We start from the raw sequence: 657 nt of genomic DNA, 5'->3' as shown, positions 1-657 counted from the left end.
GCATGACGCCGATCGACGCGACGCGCCGCAACGCCGCCATCAAGGAATATCGCGAACGCACATCCACGATCGAAGAAGTCGGTGGCAACGCCGCCGGCAGCTTCTGATCAGACCAGGATTGACGATGAGCACGGTTGAATACGACATCACAAACACCGCCGACCTTCAGCAAGCCGAAGAGGCGATGCGCATGGGCGAGCTGGAAAACATGCGCCCGCTCCCGCGCATCTCGGTCCATGCCTTCTGTGAGAGCGAGGAACTGCAGCGGGTGATGGAGCGCTGCGGCAACGACCGCCGCCTGTCGAAAGTGAGCCTGCGCATCACCAGCGGCGGCATCGCGGCCGCGGCCAACATGTTTGCAAGCGCGCCGACGCCGAACCTGATCATTCTCGAGACGCGCGCCAATAGCGCCAACCTGCTCAACGAACTGGCGCCGCTTGCGGCCGTCTGCGACCCGTCGACCAAGGTCATCATCGTCGGCTACCACAACGACATCGCGCTTTATCGCGACCTGATCCGCAACGGCATTTCCGAATATATCGTGCAGCCGGTGGGCATGGCCGACATCATGACGGCGATGGCGACGATCTTCGTCGATCCCGATGCCGAGCCGCTCGGGCGCAGCATCGCCTTCATCGGCGCCAAGGGCGGCGTCGG

At 63.5% G+C, this 657-nt stretch carries 1 pseudogene; it reads left to right on the top strand.

From position 1 onward, the window contains the following. Nucleotides 1-124 precede the first annotated feature (124 nt). Nucleotides 125-657: pseudogene (locus tag B3605_RS21095) on the top strand (CtpF protein); the annotation flags it as partial.

It is taken from the genome of Rhizobium sp. UBA1881, assembly GCF_002338015.1.
In the GTDB taxonomy this organism is placed as follows: domain Bacteria; phylum Pseudomonadota; class Alphaproteobacteria; order Rhizobiales; family Rhizobiaceae; genus Rhizobium.
The sequence above is the reverse complement of the archived record's forward strand: the minus strand, read 5'-3'. Positions and strand labels throughout refer to the sequence as shown.